This is a genomic window from Chitinophaga oryziterrae (genome assembly GCF_009758125.1).
Taxonomy (GTDB): Bacteria; Bacteroidota; Bacteroidia; order Chitinophagales; family Chitinophagaceae; genus Chitinophaga; species Chitinophaga oryziterrae.
Genome location: NZ_WRXO01000002.1, coordinates 289,346 through 312,655 on the forward strand (window position 1 = coordinate 289,346; position 23,310 = coordinate 312,655).

At 41.5% G+C, this 23,310-nt stretch carries 17 protein-coding genes and 1 tRNA gene; 15 read left to right on the top strand and 3 right to left on the bottom strand.

Annotated features, from left to right (window positions below):
* Positions 1–37: 37 nt before the first annotated feature.
* The 9 genes from rpoC (at position 38) to GO495_RS08945 (ending at position 15,606) form a co-directional block, all read left to right on the top strand.
* Positions 38–4,333 (top strand): DNA-directed RNA polymerase subunit beta', encoded by a 4,296-nt coding sequence (gene rpoC, locus GO495_RS08905; protein ID WP_157299329.1) that lies wholly within the window; start codon positions 38–40, stop codon positions 4,331–4,333.
* 90 nt (positions 4,334–4,423) lie between these two features.
* Positions 4,424–5,113: a DUF4397 domain-containing protein gene (locus tag GO495_RS08910; protein ID WP_157299330.1), complete on the top strand. Its 690-nt coding sequence runs from the start codon at positions 4,424–4,426 to the stop codon at positions 5,111–5,113.
* A gap of 122 nt (positions 5,114–5,235) precedes the next feature.
* A complete protein-coding gene (locus tag GO495_RS08915) occupies positions 5,236–5,850 on the top strand; it encodes an OmpH/Skp family outer membrane protein (protein ID WP_157299331.1) in 615 nt (204 codons plus the stop codon).
* A gap of 108 nt (positions 5,851–5,958) precedes the next feature.
* Positions 5,959–7,380, top strand: coding sequence for an APC family permease (locus GO495_RS08920; RefSeq protein WP_157299332.1), 1,422 nt, complete (start codon positions 5,959–5,961; stop codon positions 7,378–7,380).
* 561 nt (positions 7,381–7,941) lie between these two features.
* Positions 7,942–8,868: a FecR family protein gene (locus GO495_RS08925; protein ID WP_157299333.1), complete on the top strand. Its 927-nt coding sequence runs from the start codon at positions 7,942–7,944 to the stop codon at positions 8,866–8,868.
* A gap of 112 nt (positions 8,869–8,980) precedes the next feature.
* On the top strand, positions 8,981–12,181 hold the full coding sequence (locus GO495_RS08930) for a TonB-dependent receptor domain-containing protein (protein WP_157299334.1): 3,201 nt from the start codon (positions 8,981–8,983) through the stop codon (positions 12,179–12,181).
* Between the two features lie 63 nt (positions 12,182–12,244).
* On the top strand, positions 12,245–13,615 hold the full coding sequence (locus tag GO495_RS08935) for a hypothetical protein (RefSeq protein ID WP_157299335.1): 1,371 nt from the start codon (positions 12,245–12,247) through the stop codon (positions 13,613–13,615).
* 75 nt (positions 13,616–13,690) lie between these two features.
* Positions 13,691–14,419: a hypothetical protein gene (locus GO495_RS08940; protein WP_157299336.1), complete on the top strand. Its 729-nt coding sequence runs from the start codon at positions 13,691–13,693 to the stop codon at positions 14,417–14,419.
* A 173-nt stretch (positions 14,420–14,592) separates the two neighbouring features.
* Entirely contained in the window at positions 14,593–15,606 is a 1,014-nt protein-coding gene (locus GO495_RS08945; protein WP_157299337.1) for a hypothetical protein, read from the top strand.
* Positions 15,607–15,653: 47 nt separating this feature from the next.
* Here the strand turns inward: GO495_RS08945 and GO495_RS08950 are convergent, their stop codons facing one another.
* Together GO495_RS08950 and GO495_RS08955 are read right to left on the bottom strand one after the other, a co-directional pair.
* Positions 15,654–16,982, bottom strand: a complete 1,329-nt coding sequence (locus tag GO495_RS08950) for a S41 family peptidase (RefSeq protein ID WP_157299338.1) — start codon at positions 16,980–16,982, stop codon at positions 15,654–15,656.
* Between the two features lie 11 nt (positions 16,983–16,993).
* Positions 16,994–17,503 (bottom strand): RNA polymerase sigma-70 factor, encoded by a 510-nt coding sequence (locus GO495_RS08955; RefSeq protein ID WP_157299339.1) that lies wholly within the window; start codon positions 17,501–17,503, stop codon positions 16,994–16,996.
* An 89-nt stretch (positions 17,504–17,592) separates the two neighbouring features.
* On the opposite strand from GO495_RS08955, the gene GO495_RS08960 reads away from it, so the two are divergent.
* From GO495_RS08960 to GO495_RS08985, 6 genes are all read left to right on the top strand, one after another.
* Positions 17,593–18,195, top strand: coding sequence for a DUF4254 domain-containing protein (locus tag GO495_RS08960; protein ID WP_157299340.1), 603 nt, complete (start codon positions 17,593–17,595; stop codon positions 18,193–18,195).
* Positions 18,195–19,199 (top strand): glycosyltransferase family 9 protein, encoded by a 1,005-nt coding sequence (locus tag GO495_RS08965; RefSeq protein ID WP_157299341.1) that lies wholly within the window; start codon positions 18,195–18,197, stop codon positions 19,197–19,199. The genes GO495_RS08960 and GO495_RS08965 overlap by 1 nt, the downstream gene beginning before the upstream one ends.
* A gap of 67 nt (positions 19,200–19,266) precedes the next feature.
* Positions 19,267–19,337: transfer RNA gene (locus GO495_RS08970), tRNA-Gln, on the top strand.
* A 165-nt stretch (positions 19,338–19,502) separates the two neighbouring features.
* Complete coding sequence (locus tag GO495_RS08975) at positions 19,503–20,258, top strand: DUF3825 domain-containing protein (protein WP_157299342.1); 756 nt, start codon at positions 19,503–19,505, stop codon at positions 20,256–20,258.
* Positions 20,259–20,624: 366 nt separating this feature from the next.
* Positions 20,625–21,464, top strand: a complete 840-nt coding sequence (tcmP, locus tag GO495_RS08980) for a three-Cys-motif partner protein TcmP (protein WP_157299343.1) — start codon at positions 20,625–20,627, stop codon at positions 21,462–21,464.
* Positions 21,465–21,469: 5 nt separating this feature from the next.
* Complete coding sequence (locus tag GO495_RS08985; protein ID WP_157299344.1) at positions 21,470–22,183, top strand: DUF5131 family protein; 714 nt, start codon at positions 21,470–21,472, stop codon at positions 22,181–22,183.
* Positions 22,184–22,255: 72 nt separating this feature from the next.
* On the opposite strand, the gene GO495_RS08990 is transcribed toward GO495_RS08985, so the two are convergent.
* A complete protein-coding gene (locus GO495_RS08990) occupies positions 22,256–23,224 on the bottom strand; it encodes a GlxA family transcriptional regulator (RefSeq protein WP_157299345.1) in 969 nt (322 codons plus the stop codon).
* Positions 23,225–23,310: the final 86 nt, after the last annotated feature.

Sequence of the window (23,310 nt, forward strand, 5' to 3'; positions counted from 1 at the left end):
TCTAATTCTACATGTGAATTTTCTTTAAACAACATATATGGCCATCAAGAAAGAAAATCGTCCTAAATCAAACTTTAGCAGCATTACCATCAGTCTGGCTTCTCCGGATTCCATTCTGGAGCGCTCTTACGGGGAAGTGTTGAAGCCGGAAACCATTAACTACCGTACTTACAAGCCGGAACGTGATGGTTTATTCTGTGAAAGGATCTTCGGCCCCGTAAAAGACTATGAGTGCTATTGCGGAAAATATAAACGTATCCGTTATAAGGGTATCGTGTGCGATCGTTGTGGTGTGGAAGTAACTGAAAAGAAAGTACGTCGTGAAAGAATGGGTCACATCCGTCTGGTTGTTCCTGTTGTTCACATCTGGTACTTTAAGTCCCTGCCTAATAAGATTGGTTACCTGCTGGGTATGAGTTCCAAGAAACTCGAAACCATCGTGTATTATGAAAGATACGTGATCATCCAGGCTGGTGCCAAACAGGAAAAAGGCATGAACTATGGCGATCTGTTAACGGAAGAAGAATATCTGGATGTACTGGATACGCTTCCAAAAGATAACCAGATGCTGCCGGATGAAGATCCAAACAAATTCATCGCCAAGATGGGTGCTGAAGCGGTAGAGATGATGCTGGCCAGGATAGACCTGGATAGCCTGTCTTACCAGCTCCGTAACCAGGCGGCTACTGAAACCAGCCAGCAACGTAAGGCAGAAGCCTTAAAACGTCTGAGCGTGGTGGAAGCATTCCGCGAAGCGAATGGACGTGTAGAAAATCATCCTGAATGGATGGTGATGCAATATATCCCTGTAGTACCGCCTGAACTGCGCCCATTGGTGCCGTTGGATGGTGGCCGTTTTGCGTCTTCCGACCTGAACGATCTGTACCGCAGGGTAATTATCCGTAACAACCGTCTGAAACGTCTGATCGAGATCAAGGCGCCAGAGGTGATCCTGCGTAACGAAAAACGCATGCTGCAGGAAGCGGTAGACTCCCTGTTCGATAACTCCCGTAAGTCAAACGCAGTGAAAGCAGAAGGTGGTCGTGCCCTGAAATCATTGTCCGATGTACTGAAAGGTAAACAAGGTCGTTTCCGTCAGAACCTGTTAGGTAAACGTGTGGATTACTCCGGTCGTTCTGTTATCGTGGTAGGTCCTGAACTGAAACTGCACGAGTGCGGTCTGCCAAAAGATATGGCGGCAGAGCTGTTCAAACCGTTTATTATCCGTAAACTGATCGAAAGAGGTATCGTTAAAACCGTAAAATCAGCGAAGAAACTGGTAGACCGTAAGGAAGCAGTTGTTTGGGATATCCTGGAAAATGTACTGAAAGGACATCCTGTAATGCTAAACCGTGCGCCAACCCTGCACCGTCTGTCCATCCAGGCATTCCAGCCTAAACTGGTAGAAGGTAAGGCTATTCAGTTACACCCACTGGTGTGTTCTGCGTTCAACGCCGACTTTGATGGTGACCAGATGGCTGTGCACGTACCGCTGAGTAATGCAGCAGTACTGGAAGCACAGTTGCTCATGCTGTCATCTCACAATATCCTCAACCCGCAGAACGGTACGCCAATCACCCTGCCTTCACAGGACATGGTATTGGGTCTGTACTACATCTCCAAGGGTAAGAGATCAACTGAAACCGAAAAGGTAGCAGGAGAAGGTAAAGCATTCTATTCCGCAGAAGAGGTGATCATCGCTTATAACGAAGAGAAAGTGAACCTCCATGCCAACATCCGCGTAAAGGCAACAATACGTAACGAAAAGGATGAACTGGAATGGAAACTGATCGAAACAACTGTAGGCCGTGTAATTTTCAACCAGCACGTTCCAAAAGAAGCTGGTTTCGTAAATGCACTGCTGACTAAGAAGTCACTGCGTGAAATCATCGGTGACATCATTAAATATACAGACATCCCGAAAACTGCGAAGTTCCTGGATGATATCAAACAGCTTGGTTTCCGCACTGCGTTCCGTGGTGGTCTGTCATTCAACATCAATGACCTGATCATACCGGAAGTTAAACAGCACATGATTGATGGTGCTACCGGTGAAGTGGACGAAGTTTGGGAGAACTATAACATGGGTCTGATCACGAATAACGAACGTTATAACCAGATTATCGATATCTGGTCCCGTGCAGATACCAAAGTAACTGAAACGCTGATCCGTGAGCTGGCGAATGACAAACAGGGCTTCAACTCTGTGTACATGATGCTTGACTCTGGTGCGCGTGGATCCAAACAGCAGATCAAACAGCTGGCAGGTTTAAGGGGATTGATGGCCAAACCGCGTAAGAGTGGTTCCAGTGGCTCTGAGATCATTGAAAACCCGATCCTGTCCAACTTTAAAGATGGTCTGAACGTATTGGAGTACTTCATCTCTACGCACGGTGCGCGTAAAGGTCTTGCGGATACGGCGTTGAAAACAGCGGATGCTGGTTATCTGACCCGTCGTCTCGTAGACGTTGCACAGGACGTGGTAATCAATGAAGAAGATTGTGGTACCCTCCGTGGTATTGCTACTTCTGCACTGAAGGACAATGAAGAAGTAGTTGAACCATTATACGACCGTATCTTAGGCCGTACTTCCCTGCACGATGTGTTTGAACCACACACGGAAGAACTGATCGTGGCAGCAGGTGGTATGATCACCGAAGATATCGCTCATAAGATTGATAACAGCGCTATCGAAACCGTAGAAATCCGCTCCGTACTTACCTGTGAAAGCCGCAGAGGTGTGTGTGTGAAATGTTACGGTAAAAACCTGGCAACCGGTTATGTAACACAGCGTGGTGATGCCGTAGGTATCATTGCAGCTCAGTCGATCGGTGAACCTGGTACACAGCTGACACTGCGTACGTTCCACGTAGGTGGTGTGGCTGGTTCTACTTCAGTAGATACCGGCTTACAGGCTAAGTTCGATGGTACTATCCAGTTTGATGGTCTGAGAACCACTACTTACGAAGATAAGGACGGTGAAAAAGTACAGATCGTAATTGGTCGTACAGGTGAATTACGTATTGTGGATGTAAAGAATGATCGTTTACTGATCACCAACAATATCCCTTACGGTTCTGCCTTGCTGGTGAAAGACGGACAGAAAGTGGTGAAAGGGGATATCATCTGTACATGGGATCCTTACAATGCCGTTATCGTTTCTGAAATTGCAGGTAAGATCCGCTTCGACAGCATCATAGAAGGTATCACCTACCGTGAAGAAGCTGATGAGCAGACAGGTCACCGCGAGAAAGTGGTAATTGAAACCAAAGACAAGAACAAGATCCCGTCTCTGTTCGTAGATGGTAATAAAGAAGTGAAATCTTACAACTTACCAGTTGGCTCACATATCGTAATTGAAGAAGGAGATACTGTAAGAGCTGGTCAGGTTATCGTGAAGATCCCACGTATCCTCGGTAAACTGAGAGATATCACGGGTGGTCTGCCACGTGTAACTGAACTGTTTGAAGCACGTAACCCAAGCAATCCTGCCATCGTATCTGAAATTGATGGTGTGGTAGCTTTCGGTAACATCAAACGTGGTAACCGTGAGATCATCATTGAAAGCCGTGAAAGTCACATCAAGAAATACCTGGTGCCATTGACACGTCACATCCTGGTACAGGACGGTGACTTCGTGAAAGCAGGTACAGCTTTGTCTGATGGTTCCATCACTCCGGCAGATATCCTCTCTATCAAAGGACCGTTCGCAGTACAGGAATACCTGGTGAACGAAATCCAGGAAGTTTATCGCTTACAGGGTGTGAAGATCAACGACAAACACATTGAAGTGATCGTGCGTCAGATGATGCGTAAGGTGAATATCGAAGATCCCGGAGACACACGCTTCCTGGAAGGTGATACCACCGATAAGTTTGAATTCTTTGAAGAGAACGATCATATCTACGATAAAAAGGTAGTAACAGAACCTGGTGAATCCGCCAATCTGAAAGCCGGCCAGATCGTAACATTGCGTCAGGTGAGGGAAGAAAACTCCTTACTGCGCCGTGCAGATAAACAACTGGTGGAATACCGCGACGCTGCTCCGGCTACTTCCAGCCCACTGTTGCAGGGTATTACCAAAGCATCACTGGGTACTCACAGCTGGATCTCTGCTGCGTCCTTCCAGGAAACAACCAAAGTACTGTCTTCTGCAGCCATCAACGGTAAAACAGATGATATGCTTGGCCTGAAAGAAAACGTAATCACGGGTCATCTGATACCAGCAGGTACAGGTTTACGCGAGTTCGAAAACATGATCGTTGGTTCTAAAGAAGAATACGACATCCTGGCGTCTTCTAAAGAAGTATTCCAGTTCGACGAAGAAGAATAGTTTAGTACATCATTGTATAAAAAAAATGTCCCGGCTCTTTGCCCGGGACATTTTTTTTACCTGTAACTTTCCGCAACTTTCAAATGTGTTATGAAGCAAAGGATCCTTTTAATAGTTATACTTCTTATATCAGGTTTCATCGCCTGTAATAAAAGCAGTGATAGTTCTATCCCTGTTACCAGTTCCAGTGTCAATGTATTTTTTGCAGTACCCGGCAAACAATATGATGTAACCATCGATACAGCTACTATCGGTACTAACCTCGGTCCCGGAGAAAGTACCGGTTATCACAGCTTCCTGGCTAAACGTTATAACTTATACATCTTTGAAACAGGTAATCGCCTGGATACCATTGCAGGCGGGCAAATCAGCCTGCGCAACAATCATTACTACTCTATATTCCTTTCGCTGGACCATAATAATAACCTGCGTCTGCTGGCTGCGGAAGATAATCTCACTCCACCAGCGGCCAACATGGGTAACCTGCGTATTGTGAACCTGAGTGATACCTACGATGCTGTTCCCAACCAGGTAACACTTGATTTTTTTCTCGGCGATACTTTACGGTATCAGCGTATCAGTTACCAGGCGGTCACCGGTTTTATACCGGTGCAGGCAGGGGCACATATCCGTGATATCCGTTATGCAGATTCAAGCCTGAGCCTGCGAGGGAATATTGATTCCAACTTTGTAATAGAGGACCATAAGATCTATAGCTGGATCGTATATGGTAATGCGCTCGTGGCGGATAGTTTTAAACTGGTAACGTTTATGCATTAAAATATGAAATGTGAAAGTGTTGTTAAGATGGCTGGACACTACCTATAATCGTGTAAAAACCTTATTTTAGCCGTTCAATTTTTAAATCGAATCAAAGGAGATTAAAAAATCCACCTAACAACATGCGCACTAGTAAACAATTTGTGAAAAGCGGAGTATTGGCAGCATTGGCAGCCGGAACGTTCATGGCTTGTCAGCAGCCAGCTAAACAAGGCAGCACAACCGCTGCCGCAACTACAACAGGGAATAATACAGCAACTGTTAATCAAGGGTTTATTATTGCTTATGTGGATATTGATACCGTAGAAGCAAACTATAATTACTTCAAAGAGAAGAAAGCGGAACTGGAAAAGAAACAGCAGGCGATCGATAATGAACTGAAAGCTAACGTAAGGGCATTACAGAACGAAGCAGCTGATTTTCAGCGTAAAGCACAGAGTATGACACAGGCAGACGGGGAAGCCGCTCAGCGCGTGTTATACGACAAACAACAGCAACTGGAAGGTAAAGCACAGAACATGCGTGCGCAGTATGCCGAACAGGAGGGTAAATTCAACGAGGAATTGCAGAAGAGGCTGAACGACTTCTTACAGAAGTTCAACAGCGACAAAAAATATGCATATATCCTTTCTTATCGCTCCGGGGCCAGCAATGTACTATATAAAGACGAACAGTATAATATTACCAATGAGGTAATTAAAGGGCTGAATGAAGCTGATGCTTCTGAGAAAAAATAATACTTGCTATAGCAAAACATATAAAAAAAACTTTAACTTGGAATCCCGTTCAGTCTATCAGACTGAACGGGATTTTCTAATTATACCAATATATAACCATTAACCTGTATGGAGAACAACCAGAATTCGGCTTTCCGACCCAGCCTCAGCCTGCTGGATGCTACCATGATTGTTGCCGGATCTATGATAGGATCAGGTGTATTCCTCGTGTCAGCAGAAATTACCCGTAACCTGGGATCTGCCGGCTGGCTCACGCTTATGTGGGTACTGGGAGGTATCGTTACGATCATAGCAGCAGTTAGTTACGGAGAGCTATCCGGGATGTTCCCAAAAGCAGGCGGACAGTACGTATACCTGCGGGAAGCCTATAATCCGTTTGTAGCCTTCCTGTTTGGATGGACGCAATTCAGTGTAATTCAGACAGGTACGATTGCCGCTGTGGCAGTTGCCTTCGCAAAATTCTCCTCTTATATCATTCCTTCCTTTAGTGAAGAAAACATACTGATGGACTTAGGCTTCCTGAAAGTCTCGGCCGCTCAGGTAGTCGCCATTATCTCCATTGTCTTACTCACCTGGATCAATACCCGCGGTATCCGTAATGGTAAGATCATACAGACGGTGTTTACACTGGCCAAGCTGTTATCGCTGTTTGGCCTGATTATCTTCGGTTTCCTGCTGGGAGCAAAACAGGAGATATGGAATGCGAACTGGGCACATGCCTGGGATGCTGTATCGCTGACACAGAATAACGGAGAAGTTGTAACCACCTTATTATCAGGTCTTGCACTGTTTGGAGCGGTGGCTATCTCCATGAAAGGTTCCCTGTTCAGCAGTGATGCCTGGAACAACATTACTTTCATTGCAGCGGAAATCAAGAACCCGCAGAAGAACATCGGCCGTGCATTATTCTTTGGAACACTGTTAGTTACCATCGTATATGTAAGTGCTAACCTGATGTACCTGGCAGTATTGCCATTGCATGATATTGCATTTGCAGCAAAAGACCGTGTAGCAGTAGCGGCGGCGCAGGAGATCTTCGGCGGGGTTGGTTCTACGATCATTGCTGTGATGATCATGGTATCTACTTTCGGATGTAATAACGGGTTGATCCTGTCTGGAGCAAGGATTTATTCTACGATGGCAGAAGATGGTCTGTTCTTTAAAAAAGCGGCCAAACTGAACTCTTTTAATGTGCCAGCCAATGGGTTATGGATACAGTGCGTTTGGGCATCTCTGTTATGTCTTTCCGGAAAATACAATGACCTCTTAGTATTAGTGATATTTGGGGTATTGATATTCTATGTGTTAACCATACTGGGTATCTTTATCTTACGTAAAAAACGTCCCGAAGCACCTCGTCCGTACAAGGCATTCGGTTATCCTGTGTTGCCACTCATATATATAGTGGTAGCAACTTCGCTGGCTTTGTTACTGTTAGTTTTTGAGAGTAATTATGCTTTACCCGGACTGGGAATTATCCTGCTTGGTATCCCATTATACTATATTGCGGTAAGAACACAGGGTAAATAGCTAGAGAGGACAAGGAAGTGCTTTATTTCACACAAAAGTTGTATGTAAAAAAGTTGAAATTTTATTTTACTGCTGTGGAACTTTCAGTGAATTGATGTAATTTGCATGAACACTTCCGGACCCGAAGAATGATTTGTGTATAACCCTTGGCGCAACACGTATGAATAGAAAACCCTTTGTCATTAAAAATTTTAAAGGTGTACTATTACTAACGCGGGGGAAACAGACCCGCAGAGAATGAGGAAGCATTGTAGAGGAACGTGTTGTAAAACCTTGTTATAAAGACTTTATGCCAGCAACATACTATATTCAGCAACATTATTTATTGTTAGCAATAAACATTATTTATCATTAGGTACTAATATAATTAACAGGTCCCAGAAGGATCTGCACGATTTGCATTCTCGAACATTCACATGACAATCTTAACAACAAGCGTATGGTATCTACCATACGCTTTTCTTTTGCCCGGCAGGGCCGGTGTTAAGGAATTGTAAACTCCACTTATCCCGTTGGTACTTCCTCTATTGATCTGCGTACTCTTATTACCACACACAGGAAATGAAGATAGATCCGCAAATACTTGAAAAATACTTTAAAGGTAACTGTACAGTTGAAGAAGCTGCGATGGCAGAAGCCTGGCTGAAACAACCGGAAGCGCCGGAAGTAGACGACTGGTTCGGGCAGATGTATGCTTTGAGTCAGCCGGTGAAAATAAAAAAGACAGGCAATCATATATATCGTCGTTTATACAGCGTTGCAGCGGCCGTGGCGGTCTTATTAGGAGTATGTACATGGTTGTGGCAGTCAGGGCTCCATACTGCCGGTAAAGCACCCCTGGCGTTTAACTGGGATACGCTCTCCAACAAGAGCAACGATATCAAGCTCTTATCACTGACAGATGGGTCTAAAGTATGGTTAGGGCCGCATTCTTCTTTAGCATATACCTATAATTATAATGATACAAGCAGAGAATTGTCGCTGAACGGGGAGGCTTATTTTGAAGTAGCACATGATCCCAAACGCCCGTTCAGTGTACGTACCGGTGAACTGGTAACTACCGCGCTGGGAACGGCCTTTAATATTTCTACGTCTAACCTTGCGGATGGAAATATACAGGTAAGTCTGGTAGAAGGTAAGGTCTCTGTAATAGCCGCCTCTTTCTCCTGCATATTAAAACCAGGTCAAATGGTACAGTATAGCGAAGGTCAGGTAACGGCTGTACCGGTTGTATTTAAAATAAGGGAAGTACTGGATTGGAAATATGGCAAACTGGTATTTGATGGTATGCCATTGAAAGATGTTTTTGCCAAACTGCAGACGAGATTGGGATGCCGGATCATTATGGACAGTACTGTGTCCGGTAGACGTAAAGTATCAGGGGTGTTCTCTGCTGGAGAATCTTTAGACAATATACTGGAAGCAATACAATATGTACATGGATTTAAAATTGTGAAATTGGGCGGCAACACGTATGAAATAAAATAAGAAAGGTACAACAACAATAACTCCCGGGGGGCCCGGTTCTGTATTTATTTATAACAAAAAGTAATATTCAAGTATGCAAAAATCTACAAACAGATTTTGTAATGGGAAAGCTATGCAAAATTGGAAAGCGTTCCTGCTCTATTTTTTAGTAACAGGAACTCCTGTGGCGCTGTTCGCGCAATCATATCAATCTCTTTCAGAAAAGGTGTCTGTCAACCTTGAAAATACTACTGCAGATGTCGTAGTGAAATCACTTGAAAAACAGACTCCGTATACTTTTACTTATGATCCTGAATACCTGCACCATTGTGTGCTGACATCTGTGAAATTTACTAATCAGCCACTGGCAGATGTATTACACTATCTGGATGTATATGCACCACTTGATATCGCTTTTACTAATAAAACAGTCGCATTAAAACAAGGTAAGCAGGAACGTGCTGCAGGCCAGGATAAAGGCCGCGTTACGGGTAAGGTAGTAGATAGTAAAAATGAGCCGTTACCAGGTGTAACCGTACAAGCTGATAATGGCGTTGGCGCAGTGACAAGTGTAGATGGTAGTTATGAATTAAGTCTGCAACCAGGTACTTATACATTTACATTCAGTTATGTTTCTTTCGATACCAGAAAAGTGACCGAAGTAATTGTTAAAGAGAAAAATGTTTTACCCTTGAACATTGTGCTGAAAAGCAATAGTTCTCATTTAAAAGAAGTAACCGTTACCGGTAATTATAAAAAGGCATCCGTAGAAGGGCTCTATGCTTTACAGAAAAATAACGCGGCTATTTCAGATGGTATCAGTGCAGAACAAATTGCACGTACCCCGGATAAAAATATAGGTGAAGTATTAAAACGTGTAAGTGGTTTGTCTACTATGGATAATAAATATGTAGTAGTACGTGGTTTGAGCGAGCGTTATAACCAGGCTGTATTGAACGGACAGGTAATGCCTAGCACAGAGCTGAACAGGAAGAACTTCAGTTTTGATATCATCCCTTCCAATATTGTTGATAACGTAACCGTAGTAAAAACGCTGACACCAGACCGTAGCGCTGAATTTGGCGGTGGACTGGTAGAAGTAAATACATTGGATATCCCTACTTCCAACTTTCTGAATGTAAGTGTAGGTGGTAGTTATAATGATAAGACTACAGGCAAGGATTTTCTAACACTAAAGCGTGAGAATAAAGAGTATTCAGGACAGGTAGCATCTCATAGGGATTTACTCGGTACGCTGGACTGGAAAAACAGGAATGATGTGGTTGCGAAATTCAATGCATCAGATAAGACTGCAGACATGTTCAGCAATAACTGGGGATTATATAATCTGAAGGCTGCTCCGTCGCAGAATTACCAGATTTCCGGAGGACGTGTGATGCCTGTTAAAGATGGAGAAATAGGCGTAGTAGCGTCTTTTGGATATCGTAATACATTATCTACACAGGATGTGAGGATGAGCCGGGATGGTTTTTATAGCAAAGATAGTTCTGATGTTGAATCTTATGCCACTTTTAAAGGTAAGAGATACGGATTTACTACCAATATAGGAGGCTTACTGGCAGTAGGATACAGGGATGCCCGCAACCGTATCGGATTTCAGAGCATGTATCTGCGTACACTCGATGAACAGTTGATTCTGGGTACCGGTACAAATGGAGAGGTCAATGGAGGTGGTTTTGAGCTTGGATATTATGATCTCGTAACACAAACTACCCTGTGGCAGAATCTGCTGAAAGGAGAGCATAGCCTTGGTAAGCACGGGATAAAATTTAAATGGGTAGGAGGTTATATGAACCTGGACCGTCAGAAACCAGATAACCACCAGGTCACTACACCATTTGAAAAGACGGATGGTTCTCCTAATGAATATAGTATTCTGAATGCAGCCAGCAGCGGTAGTGATAAAGGGGCATTACGCTGGTGGACCCGTGCCCTGGAAAAAAACTATACATGGGATGCGTCTTTATCAGTACCTGTACAGTTTAACTTAGGCAAGGTTCCTTTAAATAATACATTTAAAGCAGGCTATGCCGGATGGAGCAAAGACCGTCTCTTTTATGTGTTCAATGTAGGTACTACGTTTAATAATCATGATGGTTACCCTCAGCCTCTTGCAAATGCTTTTACAGCACAGAATGAAGTAGACTATCATATCGTTCCTTTTGGTGATAATTTCCATCGTACTGTTCAGTTACATGCAATGTATGGAATGATTGATACCAAGATAGGGAACCGGTTAAGACTGGTAGGGGGGGTAAGAGCTGAATATTATAATCTGAACGGAGCGAATGCTGTACTGGACTCATTATTCAGCCAGATCAATAAAAGCCGTAATGCGGACAATAAGCTTGATTACACTGAGTTGTTAAACAGGGAGCCTAACTGGAACTTCTTCCCTTCGGTGAATCTTACTTACAGCCTTACCAGCAAGATGAACCTGCGCGTAGCCTATGCTAAAAGTATTATTCGTCCGGATCTCAGGGATTTATCTTATTTCAGAGAGTATGACTTTGAGTTAGGAGGTATTTATCTGAGTAATACGCCTGTACAATCTACGCTGGCGCACCATTATGATTTCCGTTATGAATGGTATCCGGGAGCAGGTGAAGTAATGTCTGTTTCTCTGTTCTATAAGAAGTTTGATTATCCAATGGAAATCTATGCAAATACGCAGAGTGGTGGGATCTTTGAATTGAAGAATGATAAGAGTGCAAAGAACTACGGACTGGAAGTGGAAATGCGTAAATCATTAGCGTTCACACAGCTGCCTGTGCTGCGTAATTTCACGCTCTATGGTAACTTCACCACGTTAGCGTCTTATGTAACTCCTATGGACATTAATTACAATTCACTTGACCCTGTGAATCCTTTAAAAGTAATACCTGTTGAACAAATTGCGAAAGAGGAGAAAAGACCACAGGCCGGAGCCAGCAATTATATTGTAAATGGAGGTGTTTATTACGATGTGAAGCCTGTGTCATTAAGTTTGGTATATAACTATGTTAGTAACAGGATGTTCCGTCCTGATAAATCTTATCAGCATTCTCTTTTTGAACGTCCGTTACAATCTCTGGATGCACAGGTGGCCATACGTTTTTTTAAACAGCATGGAGAAATCAAATTTAATGTATCGAATCTTTTGAACAGTTCATCTATTGTATATAGTAACAGGTTTGATGGTGAGCCAGAAATCGAGAATGGTACCAAGGCACCTACAACAAAACAGTTGTTGTACCAGAGTGATAAGGATGCGATTGATTTCAGGGCAAAGCCTGGGCGTACATACAGTACAACCATCAGTTATAAGTTTTAGTAAACGCGCGTAATCAATATACCCTGATCAGGTAATCCATTTCAGACATTAAAAAAACACAAAATGAAAAAGCCCTTAGTTTTAACCCTCATGTCAGCTTCCATGTTAGCTGCAGCCATGTTTGGGACTTCATGTAAGAAAGACAACCAGCCTTCTGCAGGAGACCGTTTCGTAAGCGCTACTCAGGTAGTTCCTTCTGTTCACACTCTTAGCGGAGTTTTAGGTACAACTCACAATGTAGTGGATACTATCCTCCTTACAAGTGCAGTTACCGACTGGCGTTTAAGTGGCCTGGTGTATGTTGATTCTGCTGACGTATTAATCATTCAGCCTGGAACAACTGTTAAAGGTCTTCAGGGAGATACTGCTAACCATATTCCTGGTGGTGGTTTAGTTGTTACCCGTGGTGCTAAAATCATCGCTGATGGTACTGCTGCTGCTCCGATTATCTTTACATCTGCTGCCGCTACTCCAGCTTCAGGAGATTGGGCTGGTATCGTTCTGTTAGGTAACGCTAAATCTAACACTGCTACCCGCGTACAGGTAGAAGGTATTCCAAGTAACCCACCTGCTGATGCTACTTTTGGCGGTCCGGTAGGTAACGATGACGACAACTCTGGTATCCTGAGATATGTTCGTATCGAATACGCTGGTTTTGTATTGTCGTTAAACAACGAAATTAACGGTCTTACACTGGGTGGTGTTGGTCGTCAAACTGTGATTGATTATGTTGAAGTATTTAAGTCTAATGATGACTCTTTCGAATGGTTTGGCGGTACAGTAAATGCATCTCACCTGCTGTCTGTTGACGCATTGGATGATATGTTTGATACTGATAACGGTTACACTGGTACTATCTCCTTTGCATTAGGACTTGCAGATACTACACGTGCTGACCAGAGCGGTTCTAACGGTTTCGAAAGTGACAACAACGCTACTGGTACTTCTGCTACTCCGATTACTAGCCCAACCTATAACAATGTTACTATAGTTGGTCTTAGCAACTCGGCGAGAGCATCCGTTACTAACTCTGTTCCAGCAGGTAACGGTTCTTATGGCCGTGCTGCTCACCTGAGAAGGAATGCCCATTTTGCTATCAATAACTCAATTTTCATGGGTTATAATTATGGTCTGTCTCAGGACTTATCTTTAGGTAGCACATCCGGTACTTTCACCAGCAACTTTGTACATGCATTTATTAATCCATTCCAGACAGAAGTAGGTAGCACAAGAACTCCTATTGCTGCTCCAAGTGGTAACAGTACATCTACAAGCACAAATCCAAATGCTGCTATTTTATTGGGAAATCCGTTCAGAAGAGATTCAATTCCGAACTACATTCCTACAAGTTTAGCACCTGCTATTGTTAAAGCTGGTGGTGCATTCCCTACAGGAAACACTACATGGGCTAATGGCTGGACTAAATTAAGATAAAATTTTCTTGACAAAAATCGTAATACCGTATAAGATCTTCTTATACGGTATTACATTAAAAAACCTTCATTATTCATGCGCCTATCACTTTTTCTTTTATTATCAGCATGTAGTTTATTTTCCATTTCCTGCAGGAAAGGAGAGTTGCCGGAATCAAATTATTTCAGCAGGGTACAGGTAACTAATATCGATTTTCCTAACGCTCCGGATGTGGATGTTCGTTTTGAAGCAAAAACATTGGGTACCATCGCGGCCAGCAAGTACGAGACATTTAATTTAAATGCAGGCCAGGGCAGATTGAAAATCTATAAGGCAAACACTGATACATTATTGGCGGATACGCTTGTAACATTGACAAAAAACACGCAACAGTCTTTTCGTTTTGGATATAGTGAAGAATTTGGCTTTAAAGGATTTGTATATGCAGGAGCACCAATCTCTCAGGATACAGTGGCTTTTCAGATACTTAACAACTTAGGTGATTATTATAAAACATATTCTATAGATCTGCATATCTGCGTTTTTAATTTTGATACAGGTAATCCGGATGAAACCGGGTATGTAATCAACGATTTTATGAAAACAAGATTATCACCTAATACTATTCGATTGCCTTATGCAGCGGCTGATGGCACTCCTTATTATTATCTTGGAAGATTATATGATAGAGCTACCGGTACTTTTATAGTATTACCATCTGGTTCAGACTACTTCTTATTTCTGCAGGAGTATGGCGGAGCTTATTATATTTATAACGTACACGATGATGCCGGAGATGTATCATCCTCTACGATCTACCTTTAAAATGAAAATAACAACTCATAATATAACAGATAAATTATTAGGTAATTATTATACCTGCTAAAGAAGAAAAATACCCCCTTGGACGATTTAAGAGATAACGATTCATCTCTCAATCAAATGTTTCAAAAAAAGGCGTACTGTTTTTACAGTACGCCGTTATTAAAAATAGCAAGATGAAAAGATGGCCATTATTTGTTTCCCTGTTACTATTGTGTGCTTGTGAGAAAGAAGATGTTATGGTAACCCCCCCATGTGGAGATAGTATCATTGCAGGTAGCATCACTACAGATCTTTTTCTCGATAGTTGTAAAGCATACAAGCTGAGTGGCCTTGTATCTGTTACCAATAATGCTACACTTACTATTTCCAAAGGAGCCTTAATTCAGGGTATTAAAGGATTACCAGTTAGTCAGCTTGTGATTACGAAAGGCGCTAAACTGTTAGCTTCAGGTACCTCTTTTAGTCCTATCATATTTTCTTCAGATCAGGCCCCCGGCGATTGGGGCGGTATTGTTTTATCAGGTACCGGTATTTTACAATACGCAAGGATTGAGTATGGTCGCCTTTCATTAGAAAACGTTGATTCTGCTGCTACACTGGATCATATTGAAGTATATAAATCAGGGGATGATGCTTTCCGGTTTTCAGGTGGTAAGGTAAATGCCTCTTATTTAATAGCAGTAGAACCGGTGGGTAAGATGTTCGGTTTGGAAAAGGGTTACGTTGGTCATATTACTTATGGATTAGGGTTATCTCTGTCAAATGGTGTAGAAAGTGATCGTGCCGGTGCTGTAATTGATCATATGACGATGATAGGTTCCGGGCATGGCGCTTATCTGCGGAACAGTATGGCCCAAATCATTAATTCTATTTTTATGGGATTTAATGAGGGCATTCTATTAGATGATTCTACCGGTAACTGTTACCGTAAGAATTCATTTATGCTGGATAATAATCTTGTACATGCTTGTCACTCACCTTATAATGAAAGAGCGGAATTATTGAATAATATTTATTCGGGAGCAGATCCCAATGCAGATATATTGCTGGTAAATCCTTTCTCAAAGCCGGCGACCGCCAGTGCCGCGAACTGGTATCCGCGGGAGGTAAGCGTTGCACGTTTTTTTGCTGCCGGGGCGTTTATTTTTGGAGAGGATGATTGGACGGCGAATTGGTCCAGGTTTTAGTAAGATTCACTCATATTGGTCTGGTGAGGGAAGATGTTTATCTTCCTTCACCTTTTTATTTTTACCAGATTCATTTCCGCTGCTGCTTCTTCCGCATCGTAATAACGTTTTTTTACAGTAGTTACATTGGCTTGTCTGTTATTCCCGTTTATAATAGCAATTGCTTTTGCTATCAGGGGATCGTTCTGATCTCCGATAGGCAATAATGGCTGTGTCGCCATGTCATCAGCTATATAATCAGGCGTAATCCCCTGTGAATATCCACCCTGTGCTTTTGAATTAAGTAAATTATAAGTGATAGGCAGCAAAGCCCAGGGAATACGTTGGGGAGAACGTGTATCCTGAATAATAACAGCCCCTTTATCTTTCCCATACGTCTTTTCCCCGATCTGTATTACAGTTGTATAAGGTTTCAGTGAATTGATAGTCAATTCCGCAGCAGAAGCTGTTTTTGCACCGGATAAAATAAATACGCGGTTAAGTGATAATCTACCTGTTGATAAATCACTAAAGGACACCGGTGCTCCGCTTTCAGGAACAGACAGCGCAGACTTATAGGAAATGTCTCTTTGCCCCAGATGATTGTTACCGCTATACTTTGCAAAGATGTTTTGTTCATTAATATCAGGTGCTATCATAGCATTAATCAATGCAGCAGCGGCAACACTCCCTCCCGGATTATAACGTAAGTCGAGGATCAGTTCAGTCGCGCCTGCGGCTTTAAACTGCTGGAATGTCTGAATAAGAGCCCGGTTATAGATATCGTTGAAATAATTGTAGAAGAGATAAGCGACTACTTTACCTTTGATAATAGAAGTAGTTTGTTGATAGATAGGATTTTCTCCCAGGCTTTCCGCTGATAAGGTAATTGTTTTACCATCAGCCATTGTAAATGAAGCGCTTGTACCGCTCTGCAATAAAGTATTACTCAGATTCGCTGCATTATCAGCAGTAAGGGTTGTTCCGTTAATCTGTGTAAAATAACTACCTCTCTGCATACCTTTCAGTGCAGCTACAGAACCCGGTATTACCAGTTTTACCACACCGGTAACACCATCAGGACCGTCGATAACGGAGAAATCAAACCCGTAGATAAACAGCATGTATTTCGGGTAAGTAGTTTCATCGGCTGGTTTATACAAAAAAGAAAAACGATCGTCTTTGTTTTTCAACTGGGCAAAAAAGGCCGTTGCTGTGAGTGTAGTATCTGCATTTCCGGGTAACTGATCATTCCAGAGGTAGAAGTACTTCATACTATCAAGCATCCAGTTATTGATCTCTTTCTGCGTAACAGGGCCTGTAGGTACAGGAGTAACTGGTTGGTCCTTTTTACTGCAGGCGGCTAATAGCAGGAAAACAAATAAGTAACGTTTCATAGCGAATTGTTTTACATATCGTAGTGGGCCATCATCTCCCGCCTGATGTATTGCAGGGCCAGGTTGAGGTGATTTCTGACGGTAGAGGGGGAGATGCTTAGCTGGTCTGCAATCTCTTTATAACTTTTGCCTTTATCCCTGCTGAGCAGGTAGATATTACGGCGTTGTTCCGGCATTTTCTCTATTACTTTCTGGATGTGCTGGCGGAATTCTTTATGCAACAGGGAGTTGTCTGTTGATGATTGTGGCCCGGCAGGTATTTTTTCCAGGGACTTTTTCTCCCGGTATAACTTACGTGTTTCATCAATAACAATATGTTTTACATACACGAACAGCAGCGGAAAGATGTCTTGTCCGGGTTGTACTTTATACATGTTCTCCCATAGCTTAATAAAGCATTGTTGCGTAATTTCCTGTGCCCGCAAACGGTCTTCGGTAAGTTTGAAAGCAAACCGGTAGACCTTTTCACGGTTGTCCTCAAACAATTGATCAAAGAGTATTCTGGATGGGTTATCAGACATATAGTTTGATATAAGGTTGCTATTATGGAAAATAAATGTAAGCAGTACATGTTACTTGAATGTTAAGGCTATTTATATACATTTGCTTCATGTTTACAGAACTGTGCAATAAAATATTTGATCAGAGTATTGCCGATTATCATCTGCATAACAGTGTGAATCAGCCTATCCTGAATCCTTATGAAAAAGCAGCTATAGAACACCTGCTATATCTTAAAAACTGGATTGATACGGTGCAATGGCATCTGGAGGATATTATCCGCGATCCATTGATCGATCCGGTAAAGGCGTTGGAAATCAAGCGCTGGATCGACCGGTCTAATCAGGAGCGTACGGATGTGGTGGAGTACATAGACAGCTACTTCCTGGAGCAGTTCAGGACTGTTTCACCGCTTGCCAATGCGTCTATTAATACGGAAAGTCCGGCATGGGCGATAGACCGTCTGTCTATTCTGGCGCTGAAGATTTACCATATGCGTGAAGAGGCTACCCGTGCGGATGCTTCTGCAGAGCATCGCGAAGCCTGTCAGCGTAAACTGGACATTCTGCTGGACCAGCGCAATGACCTGGGAGCGGCTATTACGCTGTTACTGGAAGATATCGGCGCCGGTAAAAAGTACATGAAAGTGTATAAGCAGATGAAAATGTACAATGATCCGTCCCTGAATCCGGTCCTTTACGCTAAATCCTGATGAGAACAATACTGGCCATCCGTTTTTCTGCTATGGGGGATGTCGCCATGACTATCCCTGTGATGAAGTTAGTCCTGGATGCCAATCCGGATATACAGATCGTTTTTGTCACCAATAAGAACTGGGGTGCGCTTTGTGCCAACATCCCCCGGCTGATCTTTTTCCCGGCAGACCTGAAAGGGGCGCACAAGGGATTTAAAGGTCTTTTCGGGCTGTTTCTTCGTATACGCAAAGAATATCGCATAGATGCGGTGGCAGACCTTCACCAGGTGCTGCGCTCTCAGATAGTGCGTACCTTCTTTAAACTAAGTGGCAAACGTGTTGCTGTGATCGATAAAGGACGTGCGGAGAAGAAGGCGCTGGCACGCCGGGAGAACAAGATCCTGCGGCCGCTGACCAGCACTATTGAGCGGTATGCGGATGTTTTCCGGAAATTGGGACTGGCGGTCGATGTTTCTGCTACGCCACCGGTATTTCCACGGTCTGCTAAAAAGGAAACCAATCGCTGGATAGGCCTGGCGCCTTTCGCTACATATCGTGAGAAAACATACCCTCTCGATAAAATGGAGCAGGTACTGGCCGCTTTAGTGCAACAGCCTGCTACGACAGTCTTACTGATGGGCGGCGGTGCTAATGAAGTAGCCCAGCTAACTGCTCTGGCGGCAAAATACCCAACGGCTGTAGTCATTGCTGGGCGTTACACCCTTCCTGAAGAACTGGTGGTTATCAGTCAGCTGGATGTAATGATCAGTATGGACTCTGCGAATATGCACCTGGCCTCCCTATTTGGGGTGCCGGTGGTATCTGTCTGGGGAGCTACCCATCCTTTTGCAGGATTTATGGGATATGGGCAAAGTATTCATAACGCAGTACAGGTAAATGACCTTTCCTGCCGTCCATGTTCTATTTTCGGCAATAAGCCTTGTTTTCGCGGTGATCACGCCTGTATGGAGTGGTTACCACCGGAGGCCGTGGTATCTAAAGTGTTATCAGTGGCGGGTTAAGCTAATTCTTTAAAAGTTTTTTTTGTGGGTTAGGAAAAATTACTAATTTCGCCATCCAATTATACGGTGCCCTATAGTATAATGGTAGTACGACAGTTTTTGGTACTGTTTGTCTTGGTTCGAATCCAGGTGGGGCAACTCCTAATCGCTACAATTTTTTGTAGCGATTTTTAGTTTTATTTTTTGAGGAGAAAATGCTTCCTCAATTGTTTTTTTGCAAATGTTAAAGCAGATCCCAATAATTGATTGTAGTTATTCCTGACCTTAAAAATCGTATTTTCAAAATTCTTTAACAGAAATTCCATGTCAAATCTGCCATTATTTAGCTTTGGTTGGTTTCCCGATTTCAAACGAAATTTATCCGAATTAGCGTCATTAGTGATGAATGAAGATTGGAATTATAAATTGACTCCATCATCTGATTACCCCGTTTTATTTAATTATATACATCATACTTTCTCGAAACTAGAAGGTGAAGGAAAGATTGAAGTTGAAAATGATTATTCCATTTTTAATACAGGATTGGTCACTGAAAACCAGGAAGAAGTATATGCTTATTTTCAATCAAATAAGAATCCACGTACACAAATAAAGTGGTTTTTTATAGGTTGGCGTAAAGCTAGCGACAGAGATTTAATGAAATTCTCCAAATTACCCGGATCTGCGCATTATTTTCAGAATCCGGCAGAATTAATTTACGATACAAGGCTTGATTTGAGAATTAACGTTGATCATATTATAACAGATAATAAATCAAGATTTCCTGCTACGTTGAGTGCAATGGATAATTATCAACTGGGAATTCTATTGCAAGGGACAATAGATGATGCTAAAAGAAGGATAAAAAGAAATTATAAAACGGCAATCCCTCAGTTCTATAAAGGTAAACTACAACTTTTGTTACCTTTATGCTTGATGACCAAGGCAAAAGCGGATCTTGCTTTAGTAGTAGAAAAAGAAAATGATATATATAGAGCATCTACTTGCCTTACACTAGATATGGCGATTAACAATGCAAGGTTAATCGCTAAACCGGATGATGAATGGCTTAGACCTTAATTTTTTATTTAATTATATTTTTACTATCTTTACAAAATAATTTTTTTCTTACTAGAGATTTTAGACCTCCAAAGATTTTACCAAGAGAGATTTTACAAGATTTAAAAAAAACTGATTATAGGCCTCCCATCTAGGGAGGTTTTTTTATGCCTTTAAATGTTTTATACCTAATACTATTAGGGTTCATTAGTTTTTACAACTAATCATGTAATCTGAACTAAGCTAGTTCGTTTGTTGTTTAGTTCTACGCTCATGAGCTTGAACTGCTTGTAATATGTTTTTCTTCCTCGTGACATGATGCTAAGGTATTTTATCTTAACTTCTTGTCCAGTCAAATGTAGCAACTTAAAACCTAACCCTCAGATAATGAATAGTTTTGGTGGTAGTTGGACCATCGATAAGATGGAAATAGTTGTGGCATATGCCCAAGCTTACTTAACCATTATGAATAAGCAAGCTTGGGTAAAAACGTTATATTTTGATGGTTTTGCAGGATCTGGTCATATTGATAATGATCCTCCTGAAAGTGAAGATGTAATCAAAGGCACTGCACTCCGAATTTTAGAAATTGAAGATCCCAAGTCATTTGATCTTTATTATTTTGTTGAAAAAAATAAAAAGAATAAAAATTTATTAGAACAAACCATTAAAGACCAATTCCCAAATAAGTCAACATTTATCGTTCAAGGAGATTGCAACCAGAAACTTGAAAGTATGGCTGACTATTTAAAGAAAAATAAACAATTTAGAGCTTTAGCCTTCATAGATCCTTATGGAATGAGTGTAAATTGGAAGTCTATTGAGTCTTTGAAAGACGCTGGTGTTGATTTATGGATTTTAGTTCCTACTGGTATTGGAGTCGGAAGGCTATTAACACAGACGGGAAAAATTGATGATCTTTGGCTAAATAGACTAGAAATATTCTTAGGTATGGATAAGGAAGATATAAGAAAGCATTTTTACAAAAGGCAATCATCATTTACCTTATTTGGAGAAGAGAATTGGATCGAAAAAGAAAAGGGCGCAATTGAGAAAGCAGGAATTTTATACCAAGAAAAACTAAAAACTGTCTTTAAGTATGTTTCTGATTCTTTTGCTATGAGGAATAGTATGAATGTTATAATGTACCATTTTATGATGGCCACTAATAATAAAGCAGGATTGAAAATAGCCAATGATATTATAAAACCTAACTATAAATTGTAGTCTTAATGGCATCATCGAGCATTGAATGGACAGAGATGACCTGGAATCCAGTTACTGGGTGTACAAAAATATCTGCGGGATGCAAGTATTGTTACGCAGAAGTTATGGCTAAGCGCCTTCAGGCAATGGGAGTAGATAAATACAAAGATGCTTTTAAAATAAGGCTGCATGAAGATGCATTACAGATTCCATATACTTGGAAAAAGCAGAAAGTTGTATTTGTCAATTCTATGAGTGACCTATTTCATAAAAGTGTTCCTCTTGATTTTATAAAAAAGGTTTTCCTAGTAATGAATGAAAATCCTCAGCATACTTTTCAGGTTTTAACCAAAAGGGCTGATAGGCTTTTAGAGATTCATCGAGAATTAAAGTGGCCACATAATATTTGGATGGGGGTTTCTATAGAGGACCATAGGGTACTTCATCGTCTTGATCTTTTAAGGCAAACAGGCGCTAGAACAAAGTTCCTTTCTTGTGAGCCTTTGATTGGACCACTACCCAATATGGATTTAACTAATATAGACTGGGTAATTGTAGGAGGCGAAAGCGGTCATAAAGCTAGGCCTATGAACCCCGATTGGGTTTTGGAAATAATGGATCAATGTAAATCTGCTGGAGTTGCTTTTTTTTTCAAACAATGGGGTGGAACTAATAAGAAAAAAAATGGAAGAATCCTTAATGGAAGAACTTACGATGAAATGCCCGAGCAATATTTATAAATTTATATATCGAGTTAAAAATATATCAGAATACTTCTGGTTTGAGAATTTAATAAGTCGGTTTATGGGGCCTCACCGCCTGATAAATCTCTTTCGATAATCGATTGGTGATAAGTCGGTATACCTTTTAAATACTTTTCGAAATGCATCTATGTTATTGTACCCAACCTCATATATTATTTCGTTGATGCTTTTCCTATCTGACTCCAGTTGCGTTTTTGCAAATTCAACTTTTACCCTTTGAATATATTCAACTATGGAATTACCGGTACATTTTTTAAATCTCCTTTCAAAAGTTCTTCTCCCAACACTAAACTTTGAACAGATATCCTCAACAGTAAATATATTCGCAGGGCTATTCTCAATAAATTCCTGTGCACATAGCACTTCCTTATCCGTATGTTTCTTTTGTCCGATAAAAATGATAAACGGGTTCTGACTTTTTCTTTCAATGTCAATTTCAAACATCTTTGACGCCAGTATTGACATCTCCTTCCCTAAATGTTTTTCGATTAAATACAAAAGCAAATTCAAGTACGAATACCCGCCGGCACATGTATAAATTCCGGATTCATCTGTAATTATCTTATCATCGACTAAATTGACGTCAGAGAACATTGCCTTAAACTCATCTTTAGCGGCCCAATGTATCGCACATTTTTTGTTTTTGAGCAACCCTGTCGATGCCAAAAAAAAGGAACCTACACAAAGGCATACAATCTCGGCACCATTGTAATATTGTGAAATTACCCAATCGCAATATTTTTTGTTTTCTTGTATAGCTTTTGAAAAATTACCACATAGCAGCGGAATGATTATCACATCAGTCTTCTTCACTTCGTCAATGGTTTTATTTACGCTAATGGTATAAAGCCCTTGATTCAATTTGATATTCTTTTCAGCACCTACGATTTCCACTGTGTAGAAACCTGCTTTTTTCTGATATTTCAGAAAATCGTTTGCCCTGTTCAGTAACTGTTGGCTACTATCTATAGAGGTCATAGTTGCCTCATGCAATGCAAGAATAGAAACATGTCTCATGAAACAAAGGTAACAATTTACCCTGTCGCGATTGACAGGTAAGATTGTCGTATTTACAGTGTATTACATGGCGATTTTATATTTAG

Excerpts from the sequence above, each read along its gene's own strand:
- GO495_RS08990 (WP_157299345.1), bottom strand. The coding sequence starts at position 23,224 with ATGAGACATGTTTCTATTCTTGCATTGCATGAGGCAACTATGACCTCT.
- rpoC (WP_157299329.1), top strand. The coding sequence starts at position 38 with ATGGCCATCAAGAAAGAAAATCGTCCTAAATCAAACTTTAGCAGCATT.
- GO495_RS08965 (WP_157299341.1), top strand. The coding sequence starts at position 18,195 with ATGAGAACAATACTGGCCATCCGTTTTTCTGCTATGGGGGATGTCGCC.
- GO495_RS08985 (WP_157299344.1), top strand. The coding sequence starts at position 21,470 with ATGGCATCATCGAGCATTGAATGGACAGAGATGACCTGGAATCCAGTT.
- GO495_RS08935 (WP_157299335.1), top strand. The coding sequence starts at position 12,245 with ATGAAAAAGCCCTTAGTTTTAACCCTCATGTCAGCTTCCATGTTAGCT.
- tcmP (WP_157299343.1), top strand. The coding sequence starts at position 20,625 with ATGAATAGTTTTGGTGGTAGTTGGACCATCGATAAGATGGAAATAGTT.
- GO495_RS08930 (WP_157299334.1), top strand. The coding sequence starts at position 8,981 with ATGCAAAATTGGAAAGCGTTCCTGCTCTATTTTTTAGTAACAGGAACT.
- GO495_RS08945 (WP_157299337.1), top strand. The coding sequence starts at position 14,593 with ATGAAAAGATGGCCATTATTTGTTTCCCTGTTACTATTGTGTGCTTGT.
- GO495_RS08950 (WP_157299338.1), bottom strand. The coding sequence starts at position 16,982 with ATGAAACGTTACTTATTTGTTTTCCTGCTATTAGCCGCCTGCAGTAAA.
- GO495_RS08960 (WP_157299340.1), top strand. The coding sequence starts at position 17,593 with ATGTTTACAGAACTGTGCAATAAAATATTTGATCAGAGTATTGCCGAT.
- GO495_RS08910 (WP_157299330.1), top strand. The coding sequence starts at position 4,424 with ATGAAGCAAAGGATCCTTTTAATAGTTATACTTCTTATATCAGGTTTC.
- GO495_RS08975 (WP_157299342.1), top strand. The coding sequence starts at position 19,503 with ATGTCAAATCTGCCATTATTTAGCTTTGGTTGGTTTCCCGATTTCAAA.
- GO495_RS08955 (WP_157299339.1), bottom strand. The coding sequence starts at position 17,503 with ATGTCTGATAACCCATCCAGAATACTCTTTGATCAATTGTTTGAGGAC.
- GO495_RS08920 (WP_157299332.1), top strand. The coding sequence starts at position 5,959 with ATGGAGAACAACCAGAATTCGGCTTTCCGACCCAGCCTCAGCCTGCTG.
- GO495_RS08915 (WP_157299331.1), top strand. The coding sequence starts at position 5,236 with ATGCGCACTAGTAAACAATTTGTGAAAAGCGGAGTATTGGCAGCATTG.
- GO495_RS08940 (WP_157299336.1), top strand. The coding sequence starts at position 13,691 with ATGCGCCTATCACTTTTTCTTTTATTATCAGCATGTAGTTTATTTTCC.
- GO495_RS08925 (WP_157299333.1), top strand. The coding sequence starts at position 7,942 with ATGAAGATAGATCCGCAAATACTTGAAAAATACTTTAAAGGTAACTGT.